The organism is Pirellulales bacterium (genome assembly GCA_019694455.1).
Lineage (GTDB): Bacteria > Planctomycetota > Planctomycetia > Pirellulales > JAEUIK01 > JAIBBY01.
This window is the reverse complement of the sequence record JAIBBY010000104.1, coordinates 1-7,321: the sequence shown is the minus strand read 5'-3', so window position 1 is coordinate 7,321 and position 7,321 is coordinate 1. Positions and strand designations below refer to the sequence as shown.

At 62.0% G+C, this 7,321-nt stretch carries 1 protein-coding gene; it reads right to left on the bottom strand.

The window, feature by feature from the left end:
• Nucleotides 1-7,321, bottom strand: a 7,321-nt coding sequence (locus tag K1X71_20780) for an SDR family oxidoreductase (GenBank protein ID MBX7075584.1), incomplete at both ends; no start/stop codon positions are given.

The window sequence follows — 7,321 nt, the reverse complement described above, 5'->3', positions numbered from 1 at the left end:
GGCGCAGGACGGCGTCGGCCCGGTCGATGGTCTGGCGGAAGATTTTGGCGCGGCGGTAGAGGACTTCTCCCATGCCGGCGTGGCTTCCCCCCTGTCCGCTGAAGAGGAAGGCCAGGCGGGGACGTCGTCCACTGGCGCTGCCGGCCGCGATTTGGCTGGCGTCGTCGCTGCCGGCGGCGCCGTCGCCGGCCAGCCAGCGGCGGAGTTTCATTGCCGCTTCGGCGCGGGTGGCGGCGACCAGGGCCAGCCGCTCGGCGAGGTGGAAGCGGCCGGTCGCCGCCGTGTGGCCGATGTCGGCCAGCCGCTGCTCGGTGGTCTCCAGATGGTCGGCGTAGCGCTGGGCCAGTTGGCGCAGCGCCTGGGGGGTGCGGGCCGAGAGGCACAAGGGGTGTGGTTCGTTGGCGTCGGCCAAGGGCGTGGCGAGCGGGGCCTCCTCGAGCACGACATGCGCGTTGGTGCCGCCGAAGCCGAAGGCGCTGACCCCGGCGCGGCGCGGCCGCTCGGCCCGCCGCGGCCAGGGGCGCAGCCGGTCGTTGATCGCCAGCGGGGTCTCTTCCCAGGCGATGTGTCGGTTGGGGTCCTGGAGGTGCAGGGTGGGGGGGAGTTGCTCCTGCTCCAAGGCCAGGAGGGTTTTGACGAGCCCGACCAGTCCGGCGGCGCTTTCGGCGTGTCCCAGGTTGCTCTTCACCGAGCCGAGCTGGCAGAACTGCTTGCGGGGGGTGAACAGCGCGCAAGCGCTGGCGAACCCCTCGACCTCGATGGGGTCCCCCAGCGCGGTGCCGGTGCCATGCGCTTCGAGGTAGTCGAGACTGTCGGGCGCGACGCCGGCGTCGCGCCAGGCGTCGCACAGCGCGGCGCGTTGGGCGGCCGGGTTGGGGGCGGTCAGGCCGTTGGTGCGGCCGTCGTTGTTGACGGCGCTGCCGAGGATTACCGCGTGGATCGTGTCGCCGGCGGCCAGCGCGTCGGCGAGCGGTCGCAAGAGGAGGGCGGCGACCCCCTCGGCTGGAATGAAGCCGTCGGCGCGCTGGTCGAAGGGTCGGCAGCGTCCTCCGGGGGCCAGGGCCCCCATCTGGGCGAAGGCGGCGAAGCTTTTGAGCCACAGGTTGAGCTGCGCGCCGCCGGCCAGGGCGTAGTCGCACTCGCCGCGGGCGAGGCTCTCGACCGCCAGGTGGGTGGCGACCAGGCTGGCGCTGCAGGCGGTGTCGACCGGCAGGGTCGGTCCGGTGAGGTCCAGGAAGTACGACAGTCGGCTGGCCAGGATGGCGGCGGACGAGCCGGTGGCCCAGTGGGGTCCGATGCCGGCGGCGCCGGCGCCGGCCAGGTAGTCCTGTCCGGCCGTGCCGACGAAGACGCCGGTCCGGGTCGCGCGCAGCTTTTCGCCGCCGTAGCCGGCGTGCTCCAGGGCGGCGTAGGCCGTTTCGAGGAAGAGCCGCTGCCGCGGGTCCATCTGGCTCGCCTCCAAAGGCGAGAGACGGAAGAAGAGGGGGTCGAACTGGTCGATCCCCTCCAAAAAGCCGCCCCGCGCGCTGGCCTGCGGCGGTTGGCCGGCCAGCCGCCAGCGGGCCGCCGAGGGGCTGCCGGTCGCGTCACGCCCCGCCGCCAGCAGCCGCCAGTAGCCGGCCGCGTCCTCCCCACCCGGAACCCGGCACGCGTAGCCCACCACGGCGATCGGGGTTACACGACATTGCCGAGCGGGAACCGGTAGCACGATTTGCGACGAACGCAAAAGAGGACTCGATGGAACCGCCGACGATTCGCCGGCGCCCTCCACCATCGACGGCGCGTGCTGACGAAGCCATGCACTGACCGATGCCTCATGTGACTGAGCAAGAAACTTCGCCAGCGCTTCAATCGTCGGATATTGGTACAGCACTGTCGGAGACAAGCTCTTGAGCACAAGGGTTGCGCGCAGCTTGCCGACTAGCTCCAAGGCCAAGAGCGAGTCGAGTCCCTGGTCTTGAAATGTCAAGTCAATCGCGACATTGTCAGCAGGAATCCTCAACACGCTCGCGAATGTCGCACGCACTAAGTCAAATGCCTGCTCGGAAACAGCCGATGCTCTTCCCGCGTCGACTAGCACTTCTTGTTTACGATGGGTGGAAGCGCCAGATGATGGCATCGCATCTGCTGGCGCCGCAGCCCCCTCCGCGCTTCGGATCGATTGGCACAAAAGCAGATGCTGACCAACTGACGAGAGCGAGGTTGATTTGTCAGGGAAAACGCCGCCTACATCAAAGCCGGCCTGACTGAGAACCTGACGCCAACCTTGAAGAGGAAGCAGTGGCCCCGACTGCCGCACATCGAAATCGTCGAACCGCCACCAGCCTTCCATGAGACCGAACGTCAATTCGATCCAATACTCGGAACGTGTGGCCTCGACGAGCAAAAGCAATCCACCTGGCGCGAGCAACTGTCGCACATACGCAAGTGTCTGACGAAGATTCCTCGTGGCGTGCAGCACGTTGGCGGCGATCACCAGGTCGAAAGCGCCGGGAGCGAACCCCTGCGAGTCCGGATTGCGCTCAATGTCGAGCAATCGCAGATTAAGCGTCGATTGTGACGCCAATTTGCGTTCAGCGCGCGCCAAGAAAGCCGGTGATAGATCGGTGAATGTATAGGCATCGCCGCGACGAAGCAGCGGAAGCAGCGTCTCGGCCAAACCGCCGGTGCCTCCGCCAATCTCCAACAATCTCAGCGGCGGGCGATCGACTGTCTCAATAGCGGTACGCACCGCTGAGGCAACAGCCAAGTTATAAAGCTGAGCAAACTCGGTTTGGTGGTACACGGCCTCGGCATTGGAATAATCGCCATCCGGAAACAATAGCTCCAATGGATCGGTCTCGCCGCGAAGGACCGATGTTAATTGGTTGGCGCAGCGCTCGAGCAGATCGCATTGGGCTGCGGCAAAGGGAAATTGATTGCGCAACTCTCGGATTTGATCCAGCGGCGTGGCAACGCGCTCTTGAGGCTTCATGACCGAGCCACTGCGACTGTCGGCATGCGATGAATGACCCGCGAAAATTGCTCGAAAGCGAGCAACAACTCGCTCAAAGCGCGGCTGCACACCCGCGACCTGGAGTGAGTCACTAGCAGCAAGCGAATGCTGCGGGTCGAGTCCAAGTTCGAATAGTGACTGCCGAATTATTGCGATACACGCAGCGTCAATCGCAGATCCGAACCGCGAATATTCATCAAGTCGGTCCGCTAGGCGTTGAGCCTCTCCGATCAGAGATCGATTCACTGACGCCGCGATAACGGCCGCACTCTTCTGGCAATTAACCGCCGCCGCGTCGTCGTGTCGCCGCTGGTTGGTTTGTGCGGCCGGTGAATCGGGCAGAATGGCAACTTGCGGCGCGTTCATCCGAAGTGCCGCTTCCAGGCAGCGCAAATTATCGTCCGCCGAGAGAATCCTTGCCCCGCTGGCCTCGATAAATTGCAGATACCGCTCATTGGCCACGGCGCGAGTGCCTTGCCAAACACCCCAATTGATCGATAGCGCCGGCAAGCCACGCGCATGCCGATGGTGACATAACGCGTCCATGAACGCATTCGCCGCCGCGTATGCGGCCTGGCCGGGCAGGGACGCCAACGATGCGGTTGACGACATGCAGACAAACGTACGCACCGCAAATCGTTCGGTGAGCGTGTGCAGCAACCAAGCCCCTTCGACCTTGGGGCGTAGCACCTCCTCGATCTGTGCTAGCGAATTGTTCCAGGTTGCGGAATCCTTTAGCAGGCCGGCGCAATGAAAGACGCCGTCGATGCCGCCCCAAAGGCGTTCGATTTGATCTAAGCACGGAACCAGCGACGCGGCGTCGGCCACATCCGCCGAAACAACATGCACCTGAGCGCCCAGTGATTCGACTTCAATGATCGCTGTGATGCGGCGTGCCAAGTCGCTTCCGGAATATTCCGCCAGTAGTGATGGCCAATCTAAACGAGGTGGCAAGACTGCGCGCGAAATCAATGCTAGCCGTGCTGGACCACGCGTCGCTAGCCAGCGGGCGATTTGCAATCCGACATCGCCCAGTCCGCCAGTAATCAGGTAAACACCGCCCGGCTCGCATGGCGTGGATGGTGATAATCGCTGTCGCGAGGCGCGACGAATGTCGCGCAAATGACAACCGTTGTCCGTATACCGTGCAGCAGTCGCATCTCCGTCGCGTAAAATGTCGTTGAGAATTGTCGTCGCCAACCGCCGTGGCGATTGGTTGGTGGTCGCGATTTCGATGGTCCGAGTGGAAAGGCTGGGGTAATCAGCGGCCAATCCTTGGGCAAAGACGGGGACCATTGCGTGACCAGGCCAAGAATCGGCGGAAGCAAAATCTGCTGTACATGTCACCACCCATAACGACTGTGGCTGATCGGTGAAGTATGTGCGTGCAATATGAAAGAGCGATCGGACACCAGTTGAAAAACCCTGCGATTTGGGCGGCTGTGCGGTCTCTGGCCGCGATGGTTCGCAGGCCCAGAGGAAAGCGAAGTGATCGGGGGTAAAGCCGGATTTCGTAAACTGCTCCGAAAGTTGTCGGTGCTGCAATTCGCTACCGGGCGCGATTGCGAACACATCGTCGGCCAGTTGGCGATACTCATCGCCAGAAAACACCAAGACGCATTGCTGCCCGAAGCTAGTCAGTTCTCGAGCTAGGTGGGTGGCGATGCCAAAGTCGTCCGCAAATATGAGCCACCGAGACGGCGCTAGGTCGCGCGGCGGTGTTTCCGGCGTAAGTTGCCAAACGGGTTCGCAGAGCCAGTTGCAAACTTGATCATCGGCGGCAGTAGCGCCGTTCGCAGCCTGCTGCGCTAAATTCATTTCATCTACTTGCGCAGAATCGAACCACACACGTTCATGTTCAAACGAGTAGGTTGGCAGCGGAAGTCGGTAACGCTCAGACGGCACTTCGATTTGTCGCCAGTCGAACGATTGGCCAGCAGCAAATAGAGTAGCGGCCGTTAGCCCAAGCGACGCCTGGATCTCATTGGGGTTACTTGGCCACTCCAGGACGCGCGGTCGCGGCAATTCATTCTGAAGGTTTGGTTCCGCGCCGATTGGCAGCAGAAAGTCGACTTCAATGTTTGAGATGTCGCTTTCAACGGAGCTGCTCTCAGCGCGCGCCGGATTTGATCGCCAAGCGCCGTTGTCATCGAGGATGGCGAAGGGAATGGTCAATGATTCTCGGTCGGTCGCCTCGGTGAGGTCCACCGCGCGGTTGTCCGCCACAGCCCGGACGATTTCGTGTGGTGAGGCGCCGGCGCAATACGCCGCGGCATAGACGCCTGCGCCTTGGCCGAGCAGCAATGTTGGCTCAATTCCCCAGCGACGCCACATCTCGAACAGCGCGATTTGACCGCACAAGAGATTAAGTTCTTGTTGCGACTTGGAGGGCGGACTATCCGAGTCATCGAGGAGCCAATCAAAGTCATTTGCACCGCTGACGGCAGCGATGCTTTGGCAGGCGGATTTGAGCGATTCGAGGTATTGAGGCTCAAACTGAGACAATGCAATCAAATTCTGGCGCAATTGTTCTGAGTGGTCTGGGAACACCATCGCGATGCGTGGCCCGCGACCTTGGTCAGCTTCGCCAAATTTCAGCGCAGCGCTCTCTGCAGAATCGGCAAAGGCTTTGAGGCGCTGACTGAGTTCGGCGCGACTGCTCGCTACGACCGCGAGTCGATACTTCAGGTCCACACGGCCGCTGTTGAGCGAATAGTTGACGTCCGCGATATCGCAGAGTGGGTTCTGGTCGAGCCAATTGCTCAATCTGGTCGCCAACTTGCGCAGCGATTCAGGTGTCGCGGCTGAAAGCGTCGTCACATGACTCGACCAGTGATCGACGGCCGATGCGGCATTCACGGTTGGTGGCGCAGCAATCACGGTATGCGCATTGGCGCCGCCAAGGCCGAACGAACTGACGGCGGCCAATCGCAATGGCGTGGCACTTGGCCAGGGGCGCAATTGGTCCGCGAAATAAAAGGGAGAATTCTCAAACTGAATTTGTGAATTGGGGGCAGAGAAATGCAGCGACGGCGGAATCTCTCCAAAGTGAACCGCCAACGCGGCACGCATCAATCCAGCTACGCCCGCAGCGGCCTCCAGGTGCCCCATATTGGTCTTAATCGTTCCGAGAGCGCAGGTGGCTTGGCGGCTGTTTCCAGCAAAGGCTTCTTGCAATGCCACGATTTCGATCGGATCGCCGAGCGGAGTTCCGGTGCCATGCGCCTCGACATAGCCGATGTCGCTGGCGGCAATTCCCGCGGTTCGGTGCGCTGCGGCAATGACTCGCGCTTGACTACGCGGATTGGGGGCGGACAGGCTCGCCTTCGAGTTGCCGTCGTTGTTGGTCGCCGTTCCGCGGATTGTCGCCCAAATGAAATCGCGGTCGCGAATCGCGTCGTTCAGACTCTTTAGCACCACAACGCCAACGCCTTCGCCGCGACCAAACCCGTCGGCGCGCATGTCGAACGCTTTGCATCGGCCATCGCGCGCGAGCACGCTTTCGTGCTCCAGGATTTCCTGTCCCAAGGGGTTAAGATTGATGTGAACGCCGCCTGCAATCGCCGCATCGCTCTCCCCAGTCAATAGGCTTTGGCAGGCAAGGTGAATAGCCACCAGCGAGGAGGAGCAGGCGGTGTCGACCGTCAGGCTGGGGCCTTCGAGATTGAGCAGGTACGAAATGCGGTTGGCGAGCATCGAGAGCGCGTTGCCCGTGCGCGTGTGCGGATCGCATTGATCGGTCGGCGAGGCCGCAAGCTTGGCGTAATCCATTGTGCTTGCGCCGATGAACACGCCGGTGCTTGTCACCGGCTCGCGCAAGCACGCGGCCTGTTCGAGCGCCTCCCAGGCGACCTCCAGCAGCAACCGCTGCTGCGGGTCCATCAGGCGAGCTTCGCGGAGCGACAATCGAAACAGCTTGTAGTCAAAGCCCGCGACGTCGCTTAAGAATCCTCCTCGGATTGCGGTCGAAATCTGTTGACCGGGAAAGCGGCGCTCCAGCGCTTCAGCACTTAGCTGTGTGACTGAGTCGATTCCGAGGCGTACGTTTCTCCAAAGGTCTAGTGGGCTATTGGCGCCAGGAAATCGGCATGCCATGCCAATGATTGCGATTTCGTCGCGCAATTCATGTTGTTGCTTGGACCTTGATGGGCGCGGGGTGGCCGCAGTGATCGGCGGTACGCTCGGCTCGACAACAGTTGCACCCCCCTCCGCGAGTTGTTGAGCGAGTTTTTGGATGGTGGGGAATTGAAAGAGCGTGGTGGGTGTGAATGGTCGTTGGAGCCGGTGTTCGAGACGTCGGGCGAGTTGCACGGCGAGGATCGAGTC